We start from the raw sequence: 20,477 nt of genomic DNA, 5'->3' as shown, positions 1-20,477 counted from the left end.
GCGTTGGGGGAGGTGGCGCGCGGGCTGGAGGTGGTGGAGTTCGCGTGCGGGATCCCGCATCTGCTGAAGGGGGGTTTCTCCGAGGGTGTCTCGACGCGGGTGGATTCGTATTCGATGCGGCAGCCGTTGGGGGTGGTGGCGGGGATCACGCCGTTCAACTTCCCGGCGATGGTGCCGATGTGGATGTTCCCGGTGGCGATCGCGTGCGGGAACGCGTTCGTGTTGAAGCCGTCGGAGCGGGATCCGTCGGCGTCGTTGCTGATGGCGCGGTTGTGGCGGGAGGCGGGGCTGCCGGACGGGGTGTTCTCGGTGGTGCAGGGTGACAAGGTGGCGGTGGATCGGCTGCTGGAGCACCCGGATGTGGCGGCGGTGTCGTTCGTGGGTTCGACGCCGATCGCCCGGTATGTGTATGAGACGGGCAGCAGGCACGGTAAGCGGGTGCAGGCGCTGGGCGGGGCCAAGAATCACATGCTGGTGCTGCCGGACGCGGATCTGGATCTGGTGGCTGATGCGGCGGTGTCGGCGGGGTTCGGGTCTGCGGGTGAGCGGTGCATGGCGATCTCGGTCGTGCTGGCGGTGGATCCGGTGGGGGATGAGCTGGTCGGGAAGATCGTGGAGCGGGTGGGCCGGTTGGTGGTCGGGCCGGGTGATGATCCGCGGTCGGAGATGGGGCCGCTGGTGACGCGGGCGCATCGGGACAAGGTGGCCTCTTACCTGGATCTGGGTGTGGCCGAGGGCGCCAAGCTGGTGGTGGACGGGCGGGAGGTCGAGGTGCTGGGCGGCCGGGGCGAGGGGTTCTGGCTGGGGCCGTCGGTGCTGGATCAGGTGCCGGTGGGGTCGCGGACGCACACGGAGGAGATCTTCGGTCCGGTGTTGTCGGTGGTGCGGGTGTCTTCGTATGAGGAGGGCCTGCGGGTGATCAACGAGGGTGTGTACGGCAACGGTACGGCGATCTTCACCAATGACGGTGGTGCGGCGCGGCGGTTCCAGAACGAGGTGGAGGTGGGGATGGTCGGGATCAATGTGCCGATCCCGGTGCCGATGGCGTTCTACAGTTTCGGCGGGTGGAAGTCGTCGTTGTTCGGTGACACGCATGTGCACGGTGGCGAGGGGGTGCATTTCTACACGCGGGGCAAGGTGGTGACCTCGCGGTGGCTGGACCCGTCGCACGGTGGGGTGAACCTCGGCTTCCCCACGAACGGGTAGACCCGCCCGCGCGATCCGGCTCCGGACAGCGCCGATCTCCCGAGGTGGGCGCCGCCTGTCGGGCCCGCCTCGGTCGCCCGCCCTCCTGGGACGCCTCACAGGATCGACTCGAAGCCGGTGAGGCCGTTGCATGAGGGCGGGAAGATCGGGTAGGCAGGGCGTCATGTCCCTTTCGCGCTGTGCGGGCTGGTTGCTGGCCGGACGCTACCGGCTGCTGTCGGAGCTGGGCCGTGGCGGCATGGGCCGGGTCTGGCGGGCGCACGACGAGCTGCTCGACCGGCAGGTCGCGGTCAAGGAGGTTACCCTCGGGAACGCGATCGAGGCCGAGCGGGAGCGGCTGCTCGGGCGTACCATGCGGGAGGCGCGGCTGGCCGCCCGGCTGAGCCACCCGCACATCGCGGCCGTCTACGACGTGGTGGTGGCCGACGAGCGGCCGTGGATCGTCCTGCAGCTCGTGCCCTCGCGCAGCCTCGCCGACGTGATCGCCGAACGCGGGCCGCTGTCCGTGCCCGACACCGCGCGCCTCGGGCTGCAGGTGCTGGAGGCGCTGAGCGCGGCGCACGCCGACGGCATCGTCCACCGCGACGTCAAGCCCGGGAACATCCTGCTGAACGGCGACCGGCACGCCCTGCTCACCGACTTCGGCCTGGCCACCACCCTGGACGACCAGTCCAACATCACCCAGTCGGGCATGGTGGTGGGCACGCCCGCGTACATCGCCCCGGAACGCCTGCGCGGCGGCCACGCGACCCCGCAGGCCGACCTGTGGTCCCTCGGCGCCACCCTGTACGCGGCCGTCGAAGGCCAGTCGCCCTTCCCGCACAGCGGCCACCTGGCGGCCCTGACGGCGGTGCTCACCTCCGAGCCCGCGCCGTTCCACCTGGCCGGGCCCCTCGCGCCGGTCATCGCCGGTCTGCTGGAGAAGGACCCCGACCGCCGGATCGACGGCGGGGAGGTCCGGCGGCGCCTGACCCGGGTGGCCGCGCTGCGCGACGAGGAACCCCAGGACACCGCCGCCATCCCCATGGCCGCCGCCCCACCCCACACCGGCGACCTCCTCCCCCCGACCCTCTTCCCCGCCACCCCCCTCCCACCCCCGGCCACCGCCCCGCAGCCGCCCCTCACCTCACCCCCCACCCCCACCGCCTCAACACCCGCCGCTCCCGCGCCCGCTGTCGCGCCGGACGCCGCCGTCTCCGAGCCCGCGTCGGACGCCGCCTCCGCCGCGCGCGCCGAGGGTCCGCGTGCAGTCCCCGTCCCGCAAGCCGCCACCCCGCAAACCGTCCTCACCCCGGAAGCCGTGCCGACCTCGGAGGGTGTCCCCTCGCAGGTGGGCGGTCCGGGGAGCACCCGGAGGACCCTGGGGTGGGACCGGGTGGGGCGGAGGACCGGGGAGCGGAACCACGCCGTGCGCCGGACCATGCCCGGCGCGGCACGAGGGCTTCGCGCCCAACGGGAGCTGTTGCCGTTCTCGGTGTCGATCCCGCAGCCGACCAGGCCGCAGCGCTGGCGGCAGCTCACCGCCCTGGCCGCGCTCGTCACCAGCGTGCTGGTCACGACCTCGTGGAGCGGCGACGAGCCCGCCACCCCCCGTACGCCCTCCTACGCCGACCCCGCACCGGACCAGGCGCCCGAGCACACGGGGATCATGCACGCGGTCGCCGTCTCACGCGAACGCACCCCGGAACGCGCCTCCGACCGTGCCCCGGAGCAGAGCCCGTCCCGCCACCGCCCGTCCGGCCGGCCCCTCACGCAGACGCCCGCGCAGCCGCCCGCCGCGGTCGGCACCGGCCCCGGCAAGGGCAAGAAGCTCGGCCATCAGTCCGCCAAGACCAAACACGGCAACGGCCTCGCCCGCGGCCACGCCAAGCACTAGAAACCCCTCACCCCTGCACATGACGCGGGAAGGGGCCCACGGGTGCGGGGGGCGGGTGGGCGTGTTGCCCCCGGTGTGGAAGGTGCGCGCCAGGAGGAGGCCCCCGGCGTCCAGGGGGTGGGGCGAGCGGGCCTGCTGCCTCCGGAGGTCAGGGGGTGGGGAGGGGGAGGCGGAGGACGAAGCGGGCGCCCTTCGGGGAGTCTTCGATGGTCAGGGTGCCGTGGTGGGCGGTCGCGATCTCGCGGGCGATCGGCAGCCCGAGGCCGGTGCCGCCGGCGTCGCGGTTGCGGGAGTCGTCCAGGCGGATGAAGCGCTGGAAGACGAGCTCGCGCTGCGCCGGTTCGATGCCGCCGCCGTCGTCCAGGACCTCCAGGACGGCCTGGCCGTCCTCCTCCAGGACCGTCACGGTGACCTGCGTCTCGGCGTGCCGCTCGGCGTTGTCGAGCAGGTTCGTCAGCAGACGGGTGAGCTGCAGCCGGTCGCCCATGACGACCACGCCCTCGCCCGCGCTGGTGACCACGCGCTTGGCCCGCGGCCTGACGGTTTCGGCGGCGACCAACTGGCCCAGGTCCACCGGCTCGTGGTCGCTCGGGGCCCCGGCGTCCAGCTTGGTCAGGGTGAGCAGGTCGGTGACGATGGCCTGCAGCCGGTCGAGGCTGGCCAGCACCTGGGTGCTGGTCTCCCGCCAGTCTGTCTCGTCCGGATGCAGCATGGCCTCCTCGACCTGGGCGCGCATGGCGGTGATCGGGCTGCGCAGGTCGTGCGAGGCGTCGCCGGCGAACCGGCGCTGCTGCTCCATCGCGGCCTCCAGGCGCGTCCGCGCCGTCTCCAGCCGCTCCAGCGTCCGGTTGGCGGTCTCGGCCAGGGCCCGGATCTCGTCGTCGGTGTCCGGGACGGGTACCCGCAGGCCGCTGCCGTCCGCGGTGATCTCGGCGAGCCTCCTGGTGATGCTGCTGACGGGGGCGAGCGTCCTGGCCACGACCCGTGACACCCCGAAGAAGGTCAGCCCGACCAGCAGCGCCGACACCACGATCTGGAACAGCACGACCTGCGGGCTGACGAACCAGGGGACCGCGGGGTCGAAGGCGTAGATGATCCAGGTGCCCTCGGGCTGGAACGCGCGCAGGGCGACCACGAGCTCGCACTGACCGGGGAAGGCGGGCAGGTCGCAGCTCCTGCTGACGTAGTTGGCCTGCTCGGGATGGGGGATCAGGTCCGTCTGGCGCGGTGCTTCGGCGAGGTTGGGCGTCCAGGAGACCGCGCGCCCGGCCGGGTCGACGACCTGGATGCCGTCGAGCCCGCCGGGCTCCAGCACGCGGGGCAGCTGGTTGCGCTTGACCATGAGAAGGACGCGCAGGGCCTTCCCGGACACCTCGCTCGCGCGCACGTCGGCCACGTCGTCGTGGATGCCGAACATGACGAAGCCGCTGACGACGACGTTCAGCAGCAACATGGCGATGCCGGCGAGCAGTGCCAGCCGCGTGCGCAGCGACCGGCGCAACCGTGTTCTCACCCGTCTCCCCCCGGGATCAGAAGAACACGGCCGGGGCGCCAGGCCCTAACTTAGGGAGATTCCTCGATAAATACGGTTACGCCGGGACAAACGGCCTCGCCCTTACTCCTCCACAGCCTTCAGCACGGCGTCCGCGATCGAGCGCGGGTCGACCCCGAAGTGCCTGCGTACGGCCTCCCGGGTGTCGGAGAGCCCGAACCCGTCGGTGCCGAGCGAGGTCCACGGCCGGTCGATCCACGGCCTGATCTGGTCGGGCACGGCCCGCATCCAGTCGCTGACCGCGATCACCGGCCCCTCGGTCCCGGCCAGCGCCTGCCGCAGGTACGGCACCCCGGTCGCGGACATGGCCTCGCGCCGCAGCTCGCTCCACGAGGTGACCGACCAGACGTCCACGCCCAGCCCGTACTCCTCGGCCAGCAGCCGCTGGGCCTCCAGCGCCCAGTGGATGGCGGTGCCGCTGGCCAGCAGGTGCGCGGCGCCGCCCCCGGCGGAGTAGCGGTAGATGCCCTTGAGGATGCCCTCCTCGACGCCCTCGGGCATCGCGGGCTGCGGCATGGGCTCGTTGTAGACGGTCAGGTAGTAGAACACGTCCTCGGCCGCCTCGCCGTACATGCGCCTGAGCCCGTCGCGGACGATGACGGCGACCTCGTAGGCGAAGGCCGGGTCGTAGGCCAGGCAGGCGGGGTTGGCGGAGGCCAGGAGCTGGGAGTGGCCGTCGGCGTGCTGGAGGCCCTCGCCCGTCATGGTGGTGCGGCCGGCGGTGGCGCCGACGAGGAAGCCGCGGCCGAGCTGGTCGGCCAGGGCCCACATCTGGTCGCCGGTGCGCTGCCAGCCGAACATCGAGTAGAAGATGTAGAACGGGATCATCGGCTCGCCGTGGGTGGCGTAGCTGGAGGCCGCCGCGGTGAAGGAGGCCATCGACCCGGCCTCGGTGATGCCCTCGATGAGGATCTGCCCGTCCACCGCCTCCTTGTACGCCAGCAGCAGCTCCCGGTCGACGGATTCGTACCGCTGGCCGAGCGGCGAGTAGATCTTCGCCGTGGGGAACAGCGACTCCATGCCGAACGTCCTGGCCTCGTCGGGCACGATCGGCACCCAGCGCCGCCCGGTCTCCGGCTCCTTCATCAGGTCCTTGACCAGCCGGACGAACGCCATGGTGGTGGCCACCGGCTGCGTCGAGCCCTTCGCCAGCGCCGCGAACGGCCGTTCGCCCGCCTGGGGCAGCGGCCGCCGGGCGACCGTGCGGTGGGGGATCGGGCCGCCCAGCTCGCGGCGGCGCTCGGCGACGTACCTGACCTCGGGCGAGTCGGGCCCCGGGTGCAGGTACGGCGGCAGCTCCCCGGCCAGCGCCGAGTCGGGGACGGGCAGGCCGAGCCGGTCGCGCATGACGCGGAACTCGTCGAGGGTGAGCTTCTTCATCTGGTGGTTGGCGTTGCGCGCCTCGACGCCCGCGCCGAGCGTCCAGCCCTTGACCGTCTGGACGAGGACCACGGTGGGCGCGCCCCGATGCTGGAGGGCCTTGTGGTAGGCGGCGTAGACCTTGCGCGGCTCGTGCCCGGCGCGCGAGCCGCCGACGATGCGCCGCAGGTCGTCGTCGGAGCAGGGCACGTCGAGGCCCTGGAACAGGTGCTGCCTGATGTAGGCGCCGTCGGAGGCGGCGAACGTCTGGAACTGGCCGTCCGGCACCTCGCCGAGCCTGGCCACCAGCTCGTCGGAGCCGAGCAGGCCGTCCCACTCGGCGCCCCACAGCGCCTTGACGACGTTCCAGCCCGCGCCCCTGAAGACGCTCTCCAGCTCCTGCACGATCCGGGTGTTGCCGCGTACCGGGCCGTCGAGCCGCTGGAGGTTACAGTTGATCACGAAGGTGAGGTTGTCCAGCCCCTCCCTGGCGGCCAGCGTCAGCGCCGCGGTGGACTCCGGCTCGTCCATCTCGCCGTCACCCAGGAAGGCCCAGACATGGCTGTGCGAGGTGTCCTTGATGCCACGGTTGTGCAGATAGCGGTTGAAGCGCGCCTGGTAGACCGCGTTGAGCGGGCCGATGCCCATCGACACGGTCGGGAACTGCCAGAAGCCCGACATCGCCCTGGGGTGCGGGTACGACGGCAGCCCGCCCTGCGTCTCGCGCCGGAACAGGTCGAGCTGGGCCTCGCTCAGGCGCCCTTCGAGGAACGCCCGCGCGTAGACGCCGGGGGAGGCGTGCCCCTGGAAGAAGACCTGGTCGTCCGCGCCGTGGAAGAAGTGGTTGAAGCCGACCTCGTACAGCCAGGCCGCCGAGGCGTAGGTGGCCAGGTGGCCGCCGAGACCGAGCTTGCTGCCCCGGCTGACCATGACGGCGGCGTTCCACCGGTCGTAGGCCGCGACGCGTTCTTCCAGGTCCAGGTCGCCGGGGTAGGCCGGCTCCTCCGCGGTGGGCACCGTGTTGAGATAGCGCGTGCTCGTGGCTAGCCTGCGCAGCAGGTACTCGGCCCGATCGGGACCGGCCGCCCGCCGGACCGCCTCAAGCGATTCGAGCCATTCGGCGGTCTCCTGGGGATCCAGATCTTTCTCCATACTTCCATTAAACACCATATGATCGATCATCCGATGAAAGGATTATCTGTGGAGCCCGTGGTGCGGCAGCCGTTGCGCGACGAGATCAGGAAGGTGCTGCTCGACGGCCTGATCAGCGGCCGCTGGGAGCCCGGCGAGCGGATCGTCGAACGCCGCCTGGCCGCCGAGCTCCAGGTCAGCCAGGCCCCCGTACGCGAGGCGCTGCGCGAGCTGGAGGCGCTCCGGCTGGTCGAGTCCGCGCCCAACAGGGGCGCCCGCGTCCGCGGCTTCACCCTCGACGACCTGCGCGAGGTCTACCAGGTCCGGGCCGGCCTGGAGGAGACCGCCACCCGCCTCGGCCGCCCTCCGGTGGCGGCGCTGCGCGTTCACGTGACCCGCCTGCACGCCGCCGCGGCCGCCGGTTCCCTGGACGACCAGGTGCGCCACGGCGTCGCCTTCCACCGGGAGATCGTGGCGGCCTCCGGCAACGCGCTGCTGGTGTCGGTGTGGGAGTCGCTCGGCGTCGAGGTCTGGACGCACGTGTCGATCAGGCTGTTCAGGATGCGGCCGCACGAGAACGCCGCCGACCACGAACCGCTGGTCGAGGCGTTCGAACGGGACGACCCCCAGCTCGGACGCCTGATCCACGACCACGTCCTGGCCTACGCCCCCGACTGACCGCCGGGGTTGACAGGTCCTCGCCCGCCGATGGACAGTTCAAGGTCATGATCACAAGAAGGACCTTACTGGGGAGCGCGGCGGCCGTGCTCGCCGGCCACCCGCTCGCAGCACCAGCATCGGCCTCGGCCTCGGCGTCGGTCGCCTACGTCAGCGGCTCGGAGATCCAGAAGCTCCTGAACGCCGCCAGGGACGGCAAGGGAACCAAGGACGCCGCCGGCAGGTACATCGCCAAGGTTCCCAAGGCCACCTACCTGCTGACCGAACCGCTCATCGTCTACCGCGACACCCATCTGGACGCCACCGACGCCCGGATCGTCTCCCGCTTCCCCGCCACGGGCGTGAAGCACACGATGGTGCTCAACTCCGTCGGCGCGACGACCGGCGGCTACTCCGGCGCCGGGAACATCGCCGTCACGGGCGGGAGCTGGGACCCGGTCTGGGACTTCGTGCAGCGCGGCGTGCTCGACCAGGCGCCCGCGATGAACGGCATCACGATGATCCACGCCTCGGACGTGCTCATCGAGAACGTCACCATGTGGAACGTCAAGTGGTGGCACGGCATCGAGCTCAACGCCGTACGGCGCGGCACGGTCCGCGGCTGCTCGCTCATGGGCTGGATCAGCGACCCCGGCCAGGGGCTGTGGCACGGCGAGGCGGTCCAGCTCGACCTGCCGACCGGCGACAACACCTGGGGCGGCGCGAGCGACCTGACGCCCTGCACGGACATCCTGCTCAGCGGCAACACCTGCGACACCTCCGGCTCCCAGCTCGGCTGGGGCCAGTTCACCGGCTCGCACACCTCCGACCCCGCCCACCCGCACACCGGCGTCCGCGTCGAGGGGAACGTCGTACGCAACACCCGCTACGACGGCATCGCCACGGTCAACGCCCAGAACGTGCGCATCACCGACAACCAGGTCGAGAACTGCGTGGGCGGGATCTACGTCAAGTCCGTGGCGGGAGCCCCGCTGCGCACCGTCGAGATCACCGGGAACCGGGTGACCGGCACCGGCACGCGCGACGCCCTCGCCATCCGCGGCGACGCCGCCGCGATCACCGACGTCGTGGTCACCGGCAACACCGCCCCCTGCGAGAAGGTCCACTACTACGGGACGGTCACGCCGAGGGCGGGCGCCGTGCTCGACTGCGCGGCCGCTTCCTAGGCGGCTCAGCCGGAGAACGTCCGCAGGTGGTCCAGCACCACGAAGCTGCTGCGCGGGCTGGCCTCGGCGACCGCCTTGCGCAGCGGTTCTAGGCCGACGGCATCGCGGGCCGGCTCGCCCAGCGGGAGGTCGAAGTCGTCCCAGTGGGTGGGCAGCACGTACGGCGGGTAGCCGGTGGCGCGCAGCAGGCGGGCGGCGTAGTCGTGCACCCGCGCGCCGCCGGCCGTCCTCAGGCGCGCTGCGCGGCCGGCTCGGCCCGAGGGGCGCGCAGACCGGCGGCGGCGACGGCGACCAGCGCGCAGAGGCCCAGCATCGTCAGCCACACCCCCTGGTACGCCCCGACCACCCCGAGCCGGTCGCCCGACAGCACCAGCACCAGCGCCGAGACGCCGATGACGGCCCCGCAGGCCCGCGAGGTCACCGACAGGGCGGTGCCGGTGGCCAGCCGCGCGGGCGGGATCTCGGCCACCGCCGCGCCGCTCAGCGACGTGATCAGCACGGCCACGGCGACCCCCGACAGCACCACCGCCGGCAGCACCACCGCCAGGTACGCCTGCCCGCCCCCCGTCGCGAACGCCAGGTACGCCGTGGACAGGGCCAGCAGCGCCACCCCGCACAGGGCGAGCGGGCGATGGCCGGTCCTGGCCGCCAGCCGTCCGGCCAGCGGCGCGGTCAGCACCTGGGCGAGCGCGCCCGGCGTGACGGCGAGCCCGGCCGCGGCCACGGAGTACCCCCAGATCCCGGTCAGGAAGAGGATGTTGGCCAGCGGCAGCGCGAACATCACCAGCCCGACCAGGAACATCGCGAGGTTGGCCCGCTGGGTGCCGCGCGCCCGCAGCGCGCCCAGGTCCACGATCGGAGCGGGATGCGTGCGCGCCCGCCGGACGAACAGCACGGCCACGACGACGCCCGCGACCAGCGCCGCGATCGTGCCGGGGCTGCCCGGCCCCCACGCGTCGCTCTGGACGATCGCCAGCGACGGCAACCCGATGGCCCCCACCAGCAGGAACAGCCCGGCCAGGTCCGGCAGCCTGGACGTGGCCGCCTCGCCCGCCTGCCTGGGCACCACCCGCCAGGCGCCCGCCAGCACGGCGACCCCGACCGGCAGGTGCAGGAAGAACACCGTCCGCCAGTCCCAGACGCCGACGAGCATGCCGCCCAGCGACGGCCCCGACGCCGTGGCCACCGACTGCGCCGCGCTCCACAGCCCGATCGCCGTGCCCCGGCGCTCCGGCGGGTAGTACGGCAGGATGAGCGCGAGCGTCAGCGGCGTGATCACCCCGCCGCCCACGCCCTGCACGACCCGGGCCGCGATCAGCGCCCCCGCCGACGGCGCGACCGCGCACAGGGCCGCGCCGACCACGAACACCGCCAGCCCGGTCAGGAACACCCGCCGCGCGCCGAACCGGTCGGCCAGGCCGCCCGCCGGCAGCAGCGCCGCGGTGAACACGATCGCGTAGCCGTTGAACACCCACGACAGCTCGGGCAGGCTGCTGCCCGGGAAGCTGCGCAGGATGTCGGGGAAGGCGATGTTCGCGAGCTGCACGTCGATCGCGCCGAGGAAGGCGCTCCCGCACAGGACGGCGAGCGGGAGCGCCCGTGAACCGGCCACCTCAGTCCGACGCCACGCCGAACCGCTCCCGCAGCTCGACCTTGCGGATCTTGCCGGTGACGGTCCGCGGCATCTCCTCCACGACCTCCAGGCGCTCGGGCCAGAACCAGTCGTTCACGCCGGCGTCCTTGAGGTAGGTCCGCAGGTCCTCCAGCGTGGGCGGCTCGCCCGACGGCGTGACGACCGCGCACACCTGCTCGACCAGCGCCGGGTCCGGGATGCCGATGAGCGCGATGTCGCGGATGGCCGGATGCCGGCCGAGCAGCGCCTCGATGTCGCTGACCGGCAGCTTGAGGCACATGTTGGCGATGATGACGTCCTTGGTCCTGCCGGAGATGCGCACGCCGCCGTAGCCGTCGTCGCGGGCCAGGTCGCCGGTGTCGAACCAGCCGTCCGGGGTGATGGACTTGGCGTAGATCTCGTCGCGCAGGTAGTAGCCGAGGCACTGGGCCGCGCCGCGTACCTGGAGAGCGCCGATCTCGCCCTTGGCGACCGGTCTGTTCTCCTCGTCCACGATGCGCACCTCCATGCCGGAGATGACCGTGCCGTCGCTCTCGCCGGCCCGCTCGGGCGGGTCCTGCGGGCGGGTCATGGTGACGCCGCCGTTCTCGGTCATGCCCCACAGCGCGTACACGCGCACGCCCAGCGTCTCGGTGACCCGTTCCACCAGGTGCGGCGGGACGGGGGCCGAGCCGGAGACGAAGACGCTCAGGCTTGGGAGCTTGCGCGGGCGGGCGTCCTGCTCCTCGCTGATCTCCCGGGCGAACGGCGGCGAGCCGTAGTACATGGTGACGTCGTGGTCGGACATCAGGTCGAGGTAGACGCCGGCGTCCCAGGCGTCGGCCGTGACCGCGGTGCCGCCCAGCGCCAGCGCCGTCAGGTACGCCATCACCAGGCCCACGTAGTGCATCGACGTCTGGGCGGTCATGATGACCAGGCTCTCGTCCAGCCCGAACGCCTCGCCGTAGCCCTTGATGTCGGCGTACAGGGTGTTCTGGCTGTGCAGGGCGCCCTTGGGCTCGCCGGTCGTGCCCGAGGTGAACAGGATGAGGAACGGGTCGTCGGGGCCCAGTTCGCGGCCCTCGATGTCGGCCGGGTCGCCCGGTTCCGGGGTGAGCAGGAGCTCGTCGAAGTCGAGCGAGCCGGGCGGCCCGCCGCCGCCGACGACGATCACGTGCTCCAGGCTCGGGATCTCCCGGGCCAGGGTCATCCCGGTCTCCGCCGTGTCCACGTGGCCGATGTGGCTCGTGGTGACGAACAGCTTCGCCTCGGTCAGCCGGATCATGAAGTCCAGCTCGCGGTGGCGGTAGATGGGCATCTGCGGGGCGATGCGGGCGCCGATCTTCATGCACGCCAGCGCGAGGGGCAGCGTCTCCCTGCGGTTGGGGAGCTGGATCGCGATGAAGTCGCCCGGCCGCACGCCCAGCCTGACCAGGCCGTGCGCGATGCGGTCGGTCATCCGGCCCACTTCGGCGTACGTGACGACGTCGGTGACGCCGTCGGCGACCCGCCGGCTGATGAGTGCTGATTTGTCGGGAAATGCAACTATGTTGCGGCGTAAGTCGTCCAAAAAGGTTTCGTCGCGCCACCAACCATTGCGCCGGAATTCCTGGCTCTCGTCCGACACGGTCACCGCCTTTCGTCGTTCTCGTTCTACTCGATTGCTATGAAGTGGGAAACACTGTGTTTTCCCCGGCAGGGGTGACCAGGTAGAACAAACCCGGTAGATGCACCGCGACGCCCTCGTACACCTCCGCGCAGACGGCCACGCCGGGCCGGGCGAACGTGCCGGGCGGCGGCTCGGCCACCCGGATCACCGAGCGGCCCGCGTCCAGCAGCCTGGCCGCCACGGAGATGTCGCCGACCAGGGCGTCCCCGGGCGCGACCCACCGGTTGCGGCTGACCTTCATGCCATTGCCCTCGGCCAGCTCGGCCAGCAGCCCGCCCCGGCCCACCAACCGGTGGTAGTAGTCGCGCGGGTTGACGATCATCGCGTGCGGGGTCGCGCCCGACTGCTCGACCTCGTCGCAGGCCGACAACACACCGTGGACGTAGTCGTCGTACGGCAGGCGGGCGATCTCCGGATGGCCCAGCAGGGCGGTGGTCAGGGCCAGGTTCTCCGCCGTGGCCAGCCGTACCAGGAGGCGGTAGTCGAGGAAGGTGGCCAGCGCGTCCGGGTCGGCGTCCAGGCCGTCGGGGATCTGCACCCACGCCTGGATCGGCTGCACCTTGGCCTCCGACATGCCGAACCTGAACGCCGCCTCGCGCCGCACGTCCGAGTCGCGGACCGCCCGCCGCTCCTCCTCGCCGGGCGGCGACTCCGTCCAGAACCGGGCCCGGTCGCCCTCGACGGGGACGACCCTGAGCAGGTTGCGCACGGTCAGCCGGGGCCGGTCCTTGGTCGGCTCGTGCGCCTCGGTGATGGTGTAGTCGAAGGTCACTTCCGCGTGCTCGGGGTCGTCGGCGTAGGCGCGCGCGAACAGCCGGCCCGGTGACTCTGACATGGATGCTCCCTATTCGTGCTGGACGAGCCGCTGGTAGAAGGGGAGATGGTGGTCGTAGAAGGCCCGCAGGGCCGGGTGGTTGTCCACGGTCGCGGTGTAGACGTTGCGACGGTCCTCGAACCCGGCGCTGCCGCTCGCGTCCAGGTGCCAGCGGCGGGTCCGCCCCCACTCCGGACGGTCGCCCGCGGCCCAGGTGAGCGAGCCGGGCAGGAACGGCAGGCCGGTGTAGGCGCAGAACTCCTCGACGACGGCCGCGGGCTCGCGGATCAGCCGTTCGGTGCGGATCACCAGCGGCCGCCGGCCGGTGGCCTCCCGGACCAGCTCGTGCAGCCGGAACAGCCGCTCGTAGCCGATCTCGTCGCAGGTCACCGCCGGTTTGATGGCGTAGTGCGAGGCGATGGTCGGCCGCGGGTCGCGCACGATGAACGTGTGCGCGATCCCGGCCAGGTCCTCCGGATGCTTGAACAGGTGCGGGTACTCGTAGTCGAGCACCTCCTTGACGAACACCGGCCGCGCCCGCGCCAGCTCCGCCAGCCGGGCCAGCAGGTCCTTCTCCGAACGGGCCGTCACCCGGCCGCCGTCCGGCGACGGCAGCGCGAGCGAGCCCTCCTCGGTCAGCGCCAGGAACGGCTCGTGCAGGACGGCCACGTCGCCCCGCTCGATCATCATGCGCAGGAACGCCGTCGAGGCCGAACGCGAGTGGGCCCACATGGCGACCAGCGGCTCGCTCACCCCGACCACCACGCGGGCTCCCGGTCCCAGCGGTGCCGCCGCAGCTCGGCCAGCAGGTCCGGGTCGAGCGGCCGTCCGTCGGAGACGCCGAGGTTGGCCCGCACGTGCTCGGGTCTGCGCATCCCGGGGATCACCGTGCTGACCGCCGGGTGGTGCAGCACGAACCGCAGCGCGACCTCCGGCAGCGAGAGCCCCTCGGGGAGCGCCGCCTTGAGCCGTTCGGCCCGCTCGACGCTCGGCCCCAGGTTCTCCGGCCCGAAGTACGTGCTGCGCCAGTCCTCCGGCGGCCACGTGCTGTCGGCGGTCAGGGCGCCGGTGAGCGTGCCCTCGTCGAACGGGACGCGGGCGATGATGCCCACGCCCTCACGCAGCGCCCGGTCGAACAGCTCGTCCTCGGGCGCCTGGTCGAAGACGTTGTAGATGACCTGGATGACGTCGATCAGGCCGGTGTCGAGGGCGGCGAGGCAGTTGGCCGGCTCCCATCGGTTGACGCTGATGCCGACCGCGTCGATCACGCCCTCGCTCTTGAGGTCCCTGATCGCCTCCTGCCACCGCTCGTCGCGGGCCCAGCGGTCCTCCCAGGTGTGGAACTGCATGAGGTCGATGCGCGAGACGCCCAGGTTCTCCAGGCTGCGGTGGGTGTACTCGCGGATGTGCTCGGCGGGGTAGGCGTCGTCGAGGGTGTCGTCCGGTCGCGGGGGCCATTCGCGGTTCTTCGGGGGGATCTTCGTGGCCACGTACAGCCGGTGGCCGGAGTGGCGGCGCAGCAGCGCGCCGAGAAGCTGCTCGCTGACGCCGCGGCCGTAGACCCAGGCGGTGTCGAAGAAGGTGCAGCCCAGTTCGACCGCCTCGTCGAGGCACCGGGGGGCGACGTCGTAGTCCCAGCCGGTGAAGCCGCCGGGGCCGCCGCCGATGCCCCACATGCCGTACCCGACCTCGCTGACCTCCCAGCCGAGGTTTCCCATCTTGCGGTAGCGCATTCCTGACCTTTCCTGACCTTTCCTGATCAACCGGTGGGCACCCGCTGACCTGCCGTGCCCGCCAGCCGGGCGTGGTAGGCGGCGATCGGGCCGTCGAGGGTGCCCTCGCCGAGCCGCCATCGCTGTTCGAGCCTGTGGCACTCGTCCTTGCGGAAGAGCGCGGGATTGTCGGTCAGCAGCCCGCCGAACGCCCGGCGCAGCTCCTCCTCGTCCGCCGCGACGGGCAGCAGCGAGGCGAGCGTGATCAGCTCGCGGTCCGCGCTCGCCTGGCCGGTCTCGCGGACGAGCCGCGCGAAGTCGCCGCACGGGATCGGCGTGACCGGCACGCCCGCCCGCGCCGGCACGTCGTCGATGCTGACGCTCTCGCCGCGGAAGACGTGCAGCGTACGGCCCCAGACCTCGGGGTCGACCACGGCCGCCCCGACCCGCGCGGCGACGTAGTCGACCGGCGTGTAGTCGGTGCGCGTGGCGACGTCGGGACGCACGCCCAGCCGCAGGAACGCCGAGAGCAGCAGATGGGTGAAGGCGACCGGGTTCGGATACCCGTTGTCGGCGCTCGGCATGATCTCGCCGAGCCGCAGCACGGTGACCAGCGCGCCCCGGCGCCGGGCCTCGGCCAGGTAGCGCTCGGCGATCCACTTGGACCGGCTGTAGCCGCCGCCCGGCGGCCTGGCCGACGCCGGGTCGCAGTCCTCCGGCACGCGCTCGCCCCTGTGGAGCGCCTCGGTCTGCAACGCGCCCAGCGTCGAGACGTAGTGCAGCGGCACCGGATGGTGGGCCATCGCCAGCCGCACCAGCTCGATCGTGCCGCGCACGTTGGCCTGGCGGTGGGCGCGGTAGTCGAACAGGAAGTTCACCATCGCGCCGTTGTGCAGCACCAGGTCGCAGGCTCGAGCCAGATGCTCCCAGGTGGAGCCGTCCAGCCCGAGGCCGGGTAAGGACAGGTCGCCCGCGTAGCCCTCCAGCCGGTCGGCGAAGCGCGGCTGCCACAAGCCCCGCTCGGTGAGCGCGGCCACCACCCGGGCCGTGGCCGCCTCGTCGTCGGCCGCCCGCGCCAGGCAGCACACCCGCAGCCCGCCGCGGTCCAGCAGCTCGTGCACCAGGCGGCTGCCGACGAACCCGGTGGCCCCGGTGACCAGCACCGTGCGCAGCCGGTCCGGCCTGGACGCGCGCCTGATGGGCTCCCCGTCGGGGACCACGGAGTCGCGCGCCATCAGCACCGACTCCTCCTCGATGGCCTCGTGGTCGTGCCGCCGGCGCTCGATCAGCAGGGCCAGCGCGCCGGCCGTCGGGTGGTCGTACAGGTCCTTGACGTCCACGCGCACGCCGGTCTCGGCGGTGATCATGTGGACCACGGACAGGGCCTGGATGGAGTCGCCGCCCGACTCGGCGAAGTGCGTCTCCGCGGTGAGGCCCGGCCAGCCCAGAGCCGAGCGCATCGCCCGCAGCACCTGGTCGCCCAGGCTCGCGGTCGGCGCGCTCTCGGCCAGCAGCGCGGTGTCCTCGGCCAGCCTGCCGTCGAGGATCTCCTGGAGCCGGCCGCGGTCCACCTTGCCGTTGTCGTGCAGCGGCATCTCGGCCAGCGGGAAGAAGTAGCGCGGGACGCTGGTGCGCGGCACGGTGCGGCGCAGCTCGGCGGCTAGCGCGACCTCGGTCAGGCCCCTGCCGGAGGCGAACAGCGCCAGCGCCTTCACCCCCGCCTGCTCGGCCACCAGGACCTCGGCCTGCAGCACGCCGGGGCAGCGCTGGGCCGCCGCGGCGATCTCGCCCAGCTCGATCCGAACGCCATGGATCTTGACCTGGAAGTCCTTGCGGCCGGCGAAGAACAGGCGGCCGTCGTCGTCCAGGTGGCCGAGGTCGCCCGTGAGGTAGAGGCGGTCGCCGGGGATCTCGCCGGGGAACGGGTTGCCCACGAACGCCCTGGCCGTCGCGGCCGGGTCGCCCAGGTAGCCCGCGCCCAGGCAGACGCCGCCGATCGCGATCTCGCCGGTCGTGCCCACGGGGACCGGACGCAGGTCCTCGTCCACCACGACCGCGTAGCAGTTGTCGATCGGGCGGCCCAGCGGGACGGCGTCGCCGTCGGCCGCCGAGACCCGGTGGAAGACCATCCCGATGGACGCCTCGGTCGGGCCGTAACCGTTGGTGAGGTCGAGGCCGGGCAGCAGGGCCATCAGGCGGTGCACCGCGCGCGGGCTGACCGCCTCGCTGCCGACGACGAGCCGGCGCAGGGACGACAGCGCGCCCAGGGCGGCGGGGTCACCGTCCACGATGGCGACCAGGGCATTGAAGACGCTGGAGACGAAGTCGGCGGTGGTGATGCCGTACCGGGCGATCAGGTCGATGGTGTGCCGGAGGTTGAGGAAGTCGCCCTGGACGGGCAGCACGGTGCGCCCGCCGGTGGTCAGCGGCCAGAACAGCTGCCACAGCGCGGAGTCGGAGGTGTGCCTGCTGTTCTGGAGCACCACGTCGTCGCCGGTCGCGGCGAAGTAGCGGGTCATGAAGCGCAGCCGGTTGGCCAGGCCGCCGTGCCGGTTCATCGCGCACTTGGGGGTCCCGGTGGTGCCGGAGGTGAAGTAGCCGTACACCAGGTCGTCCGGGCCGAGGGTGACCGCCGGGCGTTCGGAGGTCGGGACGATCGTGTCGATCCCGACGACGACCGCCCGGCGGGCCGCGTCCGGCGGCAGCCGCTCGCCGCCCGCGCACAGGATCGGCCCGTCCGGCAGCACGTCGAGGGTGTCGCGCACCCGCTCGACCGGCCATGACGGGTCGAGCGGCACGAACGCGGCGCCCAGCTTCATCAGCGCCAGGTACGCGACCGGCAGCTCCAGCGAGTTGACCAGCAGGGCGGCGACCACGTCGCCCTTGCCCACGCCGTGCCCGGCCAGCGTCGCCGCCAGGCCGTTGACCAGGTCGTCCAGTTGCCTGTAGGTGAGGGTCCTGCCGTCGTAGGTGACCGCTGGCCGCTCGGGGCACCGGTCGGTCTGCTCCTCGATCAACGCCGGGACGGGACGGAACGGGCCGAAGTCGACCGCCCGGCCGGTGAAGCCGCGGGTGTTGCCGGTCATCTCCACCTCTCTGTCAGGAATGTACGAACGGCGACCGGTCCCCTTGCCTCACGCGCCCCCGTCGCCTTCCTCATAGGCGTTCCAAGTCGTTCCAGAGCCGGCCCGGCGCGTACGCCGGTTCACCGTCCCCGCCGGTCCCGCCGGTCCAGCCGGTCCCGCCGATGGCCGCCGCGGCGGCGATCCGGCCCGCCTCGGGCGACGTCTGGACCCCGTAGCCGCCGAGGGCGGCCAGCCAGACGAACCCCGGAGCGTCGGGCGCCGGCCCGATCACCGGCGTCCCGTCGGCCACCTCGCTGCGCAGCCCCGCCCAGGCGTGCCGGACGCTGCGGATCTCCAGCGTCGTGGCCTCCTGGACGCGCCGCACGCCGACGGCGACGTCCAGGTCGTCGGGACGGGCGTCGCAGGGCGCCACGAGGGTGGCGTCGGCGGGGGAGACCAGCAGCCGGCCGGACTCGGGCTTGAAGTAGAACGTGTCCGCCACGTCGGTGACCATCGGCCAGGACCGGGCGTCCGTCCCGTCGGGCAGGTCCACCAGGAACGCGGTCCTGCGCAGCGGGCGCAGCCCCACCGGACGCACCCCGGCCAGCGCGGCGACCTCGTCGGCCCACGCCCCGGCGGCGTTGACCAGCGTCGGCGCGGCGTGCTCGCCCGTGTCGGTGACCGCCCGCCAGACGCCGGACGTGCGCGACAGCGCCCGTACCCGGGCGGAGGTGAGGACCTGGCCGCCCCGGGCCCGGATGCCGCGCAGGAACCCCTGGTGGAGGGCGTCCACGTCGATGTCCATGGCGCCCGGTTTCAGCATCGCGCGGCTGAACCGGCCCGGACGCAGGATCGGGCAGTGCTCCAGGGCCTCGGCGGAGGCGATCTCCACGGCCGGCGTCGGGGCCCGCCGTCCCTCGGCCAGCACGTCGTCGAACAGCTTCTCCCCGCCGTACGGGCACAGCGCGAGCACGCCGCGCGGGGTCAGCAGCGGGACGTCGGCGAAGCCCGGAGGAGGCGCGGCGAGGAAGTCCCTGCTCGCCGCCGTGAGAGCCCGGACGGCCGGGTTGCCGAAGTACTCCGAGAAGAGGGCCGCCGACCGGCCGGTCGAGTGGTGGCCGGTGACCTGTTCGGCTTCGAGCAGGGTCACGGTGCCGTACCCGGCGAGGAAGAACCCCGCGCAGGCGCCCGCGGCGCCGCCCCCGACAATGAGAAAATCTCTCACGTCCGTAAACTGATCACATTTCACCGGGTTTCGGCAAACAGTTTGTGTGTCCTGACAAAAATGACTTGCCCGAAATGCGGAGTAAGTCAGGTCGTAAATGCGATAACTCAAGCATTTATACAAACGATCTTGTGATTACCGGCCTGTCACAGCCTCGGCGGCGGTGGCAGGCCGTCCCGGCGGGGTCAACCCCTATGTCAGAAATGGCGCAGGCGTGCGCCACGAGTGTCAGATCCGGTCGCTCAGGGCGCGCAGCAGACCCGCGAACCCCGGCGCCGCCAGGCGCGGCGGGACGGCGGCCATCAGCCGCATCACTGGCTCGCTCTGCATGAGCGCCCTCGGGCCCGACGCCGCGAGCGTGTTCGCGGCCACCGCCGAGGCCCGCGCCGCCCGCCGCCTGCGCCGTGCCGAGTACGCGTCCACGACTGTGTCCACGACTGTGTCCACGACCGCGTCCGGGGCGGGCGCGGCCCGCAGGCAGGCGGTCAGTGCGGCCACGTCCTCAAGCGCCTGGTTGGTGCCGTGCGCCCCGACGGGCGGCATCGCGTGCGCCGCGTCGCCGAGCAGCACGCACCGTCCGGCGCCCCAGCGGCGCGGGACCCTGTGCCGGGTGTGCGGGAACCGCTCGACGTCGCCGTCGGAGAGCGAGTCCAGGACCCGCGCGACCGGCGCGCCCCAACCGGCGAAGCGGCGGCGCAGCATCTCCACCGGCTTGTGCGCGGGAGGGTCGGCCGGGGACCAGGGCAGCTCGAAGAACCACTGCATGAGCCCGTCGCCCGCGCTCATGAAGCCGGCGTCGGCCTGCCGTCCGATCATCAGGGTCGTGGTCGGGCCGGGGTCGAAGGGGGCGGGCGTCAGGCCCTGCCAGATCGCCAGGCCCGTCGTCGCCGCCGGGCCGTCGCCCAGCGCGAGCGCGCGCACCCGCGAGCGCACGCCGTCGGCCCCGACCAGGAGGTCCGCCTCGTACTCCGCGCCCGTCGCGGTCCGCACCCGCACGCCGTCGCGGTCGGTCTCCAGGTCCCGTACGCGCGCGCCGAACCGTACGGAGCCGTCCGGGAGGCCGGCGGCCAGAAGCTTGATCAGCGAGCCGCGCGGGATCACCCGGGGCGCCGAGCCGAAGCGGGCCGTCAGGGACTCCAGGTCCACTTCCGTGATCCGGCGGCCCCGGGCCGTGCGCAGGGATAACGTGGACAGCCGCTGGCCGGTGCCCGCCAGGTCCACGCCGAGGTCGCCGAGGATCGCCGTCCCGTTGCACCACAGCGTGATCGCGCCGCCGCCGAGGCGCAGGCCGTCCGCGCCTTCCAGGACGACGACCTCGTGGCCGTCCGCGATCAGGCCGCGCGCGACCGCCAGCCCGCTGATCCCCGCCCCCGCCACCAGCACCCGCATGAGCCGTCCCCTCTACGAATCGT

General features: G+C 72.5%; 15 protein-coding genes. 4 read left to right on the top strand and 11 right to left on the bottom strand.

What is annotated here, in order from left to right; translation table 11 throughout:
- Nucleotides 1-1,206: CoA-acylating methylmalonate-semialdehyde dehydrogenase (locus ACWCSU_RS29680; protein WP_449939355.1), on the top strand; the 1,206-nt coding region annotated here is incomplete at its 5' end.
- Nucleotides 1,207-1,369: 163 nt separating this feature from the next.
- Nucleotides 1,370-3,082 carry a serine/threonine-protein kinase gene (locus ACWCSU_RS29675; RefSeq protein WP_449939353.1) on the top strand — a complete coding sequence of 571 codons (1,713 nt, stop codon included), beginning with the start codon at nt 1,370-1,372 and terminating at the stop codon, nt 3,080-3,082.
- A gap of 148 nt (nt 3,083-3,230) precedes the next feature.
- Here the strand turns inward: ACWCSU_RS29675 and ACWCSU_RS29670 are convergent, their stop codons facing one another.
- Together ACWCSU_RS29670 and aceE are read right to left on the bottom strand one after the other, a co-directional pair.
- A complete protein-coding gene (locus ACWCSU_RS29670) occupies nt 3,231-4,595 on the bottom strand; it encodes a sensor histidine kinase (protein ID WP_357709819.1) in 1,365 nt (454 codons plus the stop codon).
- Between the two features lie 102 nt (nt 4,596-4,697).
- Nucleotides 4,698-7,145, bottom strand: a complete 2,448-nt coding sequence (gene aceE, locus ACWCSU_RS29665; protein WP_357709817.1) for a pyruvate dehydrogenase (acetyl-transferring), homodimeric type — start codon at nt 7,143-7,145, stop codon at nt 4,698-4,700.
- Between the two features lie 18 nt (nt 7,146-7,163).
- Between aceE and ACWCSU_RS29660 the strand changes: the two genes are divergently transcribed.
- Nucleotides 7,164-7,802, top strand: a complete 639-nt coding sequence (locus tag ACWCSU_RS29660) for a GntR family transcriptional regulator (RefSeq protein ID WP_449939350.1) — start codon at nt 7,164-7,166, stop codon at nt 7,800-7,802.
- Nucleotides 7,803-7,849: 47 nt separating this feature from the next.
- A complete protein-coding gene (locus tag ACWCSU_RS29655; RefSeq protein ID WP_449939349.1) occupies nt 7,850-8,968 on the top strand; it encodes a right-handed parallel beta-helix repeat-containing protein in 1,119 nt (372 codons plus the stop codon).
- A 5-nt stretch (nt 8,969-8,973) separates the two neighbouring features.
- On the opposite strand, the gene ACWCSU_RS29650 is transcribed toward ACWCSU_RS29655, so the two are convergent.
- From ACWCSU_RS29650 to ACWCSU_RS29610, 9 genes are all read right to left on the bottom strand, one after another.
- Nucleotides 8,974-9,177, bottom strand: a complete 204-nt coding sequence (locus ACWCSU_RS29650; protein ID WP_449939348.1) for a hypothetical protein — start codon at nt 9,175-9,177, stop codon at nt 8,974-8,976.
- Between the two features lie 20 nt (nt 9,178-9,197).
- Nucleotides 9,198-10,580, bottom strand: coding sequence for a DHA2 family efflux MFS transporter permease subunit (locus ACWCSU_RS29645; protein ID WP_357709808.1), 1,383 nt, complete (start codon nt 10,578-10,580; stop codon nt 9,198-9,200).
- A 1-nt stretch (nt 10,581) separates the two neighbouring features.
- Nucleotides 10,582-12,150 carry an AMP-binding protein gene (locus tag ACWCSU_RS29640; RefSeq protein WP_357709806.1) on the bottom strand — a complete coding sequence of 523 codons (1,569 nt, stop codon included), beginning with the start codon at nt 12,148-12,150 and terminating at the stop codon, nt 10,582-10,584.
- A gap of 94 nt (nt 12,151-12,244) precedes the next feature.
- On the bottom strand, nt 12,245-13,084 hold the full coding sequence (locus ACWCSU_RS29635) for a family 3 encapsulin nanocompartment shell protein (protein WP_357709804.1): 840 nt from the start codon (nt 13,082-13,084) through the stop codon (nt 12,245-12,247).
- A 9-nt stretch (nt 13,085-13,093) separates the two neighbouring features.
- On the bottom strand, nt 13,094-13,828 hold the full coding sequence (locus ACWCSU_RS29630) for a sulfotransferase-like domain-containing protein (RefSeq protein WP_449939347.1): 735 nt from the start codon (nt 13,826-13,828) through the stop codon (nt 13,094-13,096).
- Nucleotides 13,813-14,796 (bottom strand): aldo/keto reductase, encoded by a 984-nt coding sequence (locus ACWCSU_RS29625; RefSeq protein WP_357709800.1) that lies wholly within the window; start codon nt 14,794-14,796, stop codon nt 13,813-13,815. Before ACWCSU_RS29625 ends, ACWCSU_RS29630 begins: the two co-directional genes overlap by 16 nt.
- A gap of 26 nt (nt 14,797-14,822) precedes the next feature.
- Nucleotides 14,823-17,861: a non-ribosomal peptide synthetase gene (locus tag ACWCSU_RS29620; RefSeq protein ID WP_449939345.1), complete on the bottom strand. Its 3,039-nt coding sequence runs from the start codon at nt 17,859-17,861 to the stop codon at nt 14,823-14,825.
- Between the two features lie 70 nt (nt 17,862-17,931).
- A complete protein-coding gene (locus tag ACWCSU_RS29615) occupies nt 17,932-19,065 on the bottom strand; it encodes an NAD(P)/FAD-dependent oxidoreductase (protein WP_449939343.1) in 1,134 nt (377 codons plus the stop codon).
- Nucleotides 19,066-19,293: 228 nt separating this feature from the next.
- On the bottom strand, nt 19,294-20,454 hold the full coding sequence (locus ACWCSU_RS29610; RefSeq protein ID WP_449939341.1) for an FAD-dependent oxidoreductase: 1,161 nt from the start codon (nt 20,452-20,454) through the stop codon (nt 19,294-19,296).
- Nucleotides 20,455-20,477: the final 23 nt, after the last annotated feature.

Source organism: Nonomuraea sp. NPDC001699 (assembly GCF_053596455.1).
This window is presented reverse-complemented; position numbering and strand designations above follow the sequence as displayed.